Below are 3,002 nucleotides of genomic sequence, written 5' to 3'. Positions count from 1 at the left end.
GCGTCGAGCCGGTCCTTGAAGGCCGGGGAAGCCTCGTGGAGACCCGCCGCCATGCCGATCCACTGCGAGCCCTGACCCGGAAACACGAACACCGTGCGGCCTGATCCGGCCGGGATGACGGTCTCGTTCTGCGCGATTGCGGCGAGGCCTCCGACGAGGTCCTCACGGTCGGCGCCGACGACGGCCGCCCGGTAGTCGAAGTCCGTACGCGTGCCGACCAGCGCAGCGCCCACAGCACCAGGGCTGACCTGCGGGTTGTCCTCGACGAACTCGGCAAGGCGCAGGGCCTGTGCCCGCAGCGCAGCAGCGTTCTTCGCAGAGATCAGCCACGGCACGACAGCAGGGGCGTCGGCCTCGGCCGGAACCTCTTCCCGCGGCGCCTGTTCGAGGATCATGTGCGCGTTGGTGCCCGAGATACCGAACGAAGACACCGCCGCGCGGCGCGGCCGGTCCAGCTCCGGCCACGCACGCCGCTCCGTCAACAGCGACACCGACCCCTGCGACCAGTCGACGTGCGAGGTCGGCTCCGCGACATTCAGCGTCTGCGGCAGAACCCCCTCACGCATCGCCATGACCATCTTGATGACGCCGCCGACACCGGCCGCCGCCATCGTGTGCCCGATGTTCGACTTGAACGAGCCAAGCCACAACGGCCGCTCGGCCGAGTGCTCCTGCCCGTACGTGGCGATCAGCGCCTGCGCCTCGATCGGGTCGCCCAGCTTGGTGCCCGTGCCGTGCGCCTCCACCACATCGACATCCGCACCCGTCAGACCCGCATTCGCCAGCGCCTGACGGATCACGCGCTGCTGCGACGGACCGTTCGGAGCGCTCAGACCGTTGCTCGCACCGTCCTGGTTGATAGCCGAACCACGAATCACCGCAAGCACCGGATGACCGTTACGACGGGCATCGGAGAGCCGCTCCAGCAGCACCAGGCCGGCACCCTCACTCCACGCCGTGCCGTCCGCAGTCGAAGAGAACGCCTTGCACCGGCCGTCCTCCGACAGCCCCTGCTGCCGCGAGAACTCCACGAACATGCCCGGCGTCGACATCACCGTCGCACCACCCGCGAGCGCCAGCGAGCACTCACCCGACCGCAGCGACTGAGCCGCCAGGTGCAGGGCCACCAGCGACGCCGAGCACGCCGTGTCGACGGTCACCGCCGGGCCCTCGAGCCCCAGCGTGTAGGAGATGCGACCGGACGCCACACTCGCCGTGTTGCCGGTCAGGAGGTAGCCCTCCGTACCGGCTATCGGCTCCGCGAGACGTGGGCCGTACTCCCCCGTCATCGCACCGACGAAGACACCCGTTCGGCTGCCCTTCAGCGACTGCGGGACGATCCCGGAACGCTCCAGCGCCTCCCATGCCGTCTCCAGCAGCAGCCGCTGCTGCGGGTCCATGGCCAGGGCCTCGCGCGGCGAGATCCCGAAGAACTCCGCGTCGAACTCGTCCGCCTCGTAAAGGAAGCCGCCGTAGCGGGCGTAGGTCTTGCCCGACAGGCCGCGCTCGGAGTCGTACAGGCCTTCCGCGTCCCAGCCACGGTTCTCCGGCCAGGCACCGATCGCATCCACGCCCTCGGCGACCAGCCGCCACAGACCCTCGGGTGAATCGACGCCACCGGGATAACGGCAGGCCATGCCGACGATCGCCAGCGGCTCGTCGGACACGTCCTCGACCCCGGCCAGGACGGCATCCACGGCGTCCGGGTCGGGCGCGCCCACGAGGTCGCGGACGATGTGACGAGCAAGGACGGCGGGGGTCGGGTAGTCGTAGACGAGCGAGGACGGCAGGGCGAGCCCGAGGTCGGCGGCCAGGCGGCTGCGCAGCTCGACGGAGGTGAGCGAGTTGTAGCCCAGGTCCTTGAAGGGCAGTTCGGGGTCGATCGCGTCGGCGCTGTCGTATTCGAGGATCTCGGCGGTGTGGCGGCAGACGAGACCGGTGATCAGCTTCTGGCGGAGGAGATCACCCTGCTTGCCGGTGAGCTTGCGCACCCGGCTCGCCCACTCCCCCAGCACGCCGTACGGCTCCTGCGCCTCCTCTTCCTCTGCGACGCCCGGCGCGTCGGGGACGTCGACCCAGTAGCGCTTGCGCTGGAAGGCATAGGTGGGGAGCTTCGCCCGGGTCCCGCCGGGCAGCAGGGCCGTCCAGTCGACGTCGGTGCCGGAGCAGTACGCGGCTCCCAGCGCGCGGAGCAGGCCGCGCGGCTCGTCACCCTGGGCCTTGAGCAGCGAAGCGGCGACCGGCGCGTCGAGCGTGCTCTGGACGAGGGAGGTCAGGACCGGGTCCGGCCCCAGCTCCAGATACGTCGTGATGCCCTGCGCGTTCAGCGTCTCGATGCCGTCGTGGAACCGCACCGCGCCACGGATGTGACGGGCCCAGTAGGCGGGGTCGGTCAGCTCCTCGGCGACCTGACCGGTCAGGTTCGATACGACCGCGATCTGCGGCTCGTTGAACGTCAGCGAGGCGATGCGCTCCTCGAACTCCGCGAGGACCTCGTCCATGTGCGCGGAGTGGAAGGCGTGCGACACCGTCAGCCGCTTGACCTTGATCCCGCGGTCCCGGAACAGGGCCTCGATCGCGTCCGCGGCCTCCACATCGCCGGAGACGACGACGGCGGCCGGGCCATTGACGGCGGCGAGGGACAGACCCTCACCCAGCTCGGGCAGGACGTCCGCCTCGGGCGCGGCGATGGCGACCATCGCACCACCGGCACGGGCGGCCTGCATCAGCCGACCGCGGACGGCCACGAGGGTGCAGGCGTCTTCGAGGGAGAACACCCCGGCCGCATACGCGGCGGTGACCTCGCCGATGGAGTGCCCGATCAGCGCATCGGGCCGCACCCCGAACGAGGAAACGAGCGAGAACAGCGCGGACTCGACGGCGAACAGGGCCGCCTGCGTGAACTGCGTCTGGTCCAGGACCGGATCGCCGTCGAAGACGACCGCCTTCAACGACCGGCCCAGATGCACATCCAGATGCGCGCACGCGGCATCGAAAGCCTC

At 70.2% G+C, this 3,002-nt stretch carries 1 protein-coding gene; it reads right to left on the bottom strand.

The window, feature by feature from the left end; translation table 11 throughout:
* On the bottom strand, positions 1-2,969 hold a 2,969-nt coding region (locus tag ACIGFK_RS42425; protein ID WP_400056153.1), incomplete at its 3' end, for a beta-ketoacyl synthase N-terminal-like domain-containing protein.
* Between the last annotated feature and the right edge of the window lie 33 nt (positions 2,970-3,002).

Origin of the sequence: Streptomyces sp. NPDC085524 (genome assembly GCF_044541755.1) — a bacterium.
In the GTDB taxonomy this organism is placed as follows: Bacteria; Actinomycetota; Actinomycetes; order Streptomycetales; family Streptomycetaceae; genus Streptomyces.
This window is presented reverse-complemented; position numbering and strand designations above follow the sequence as displayed.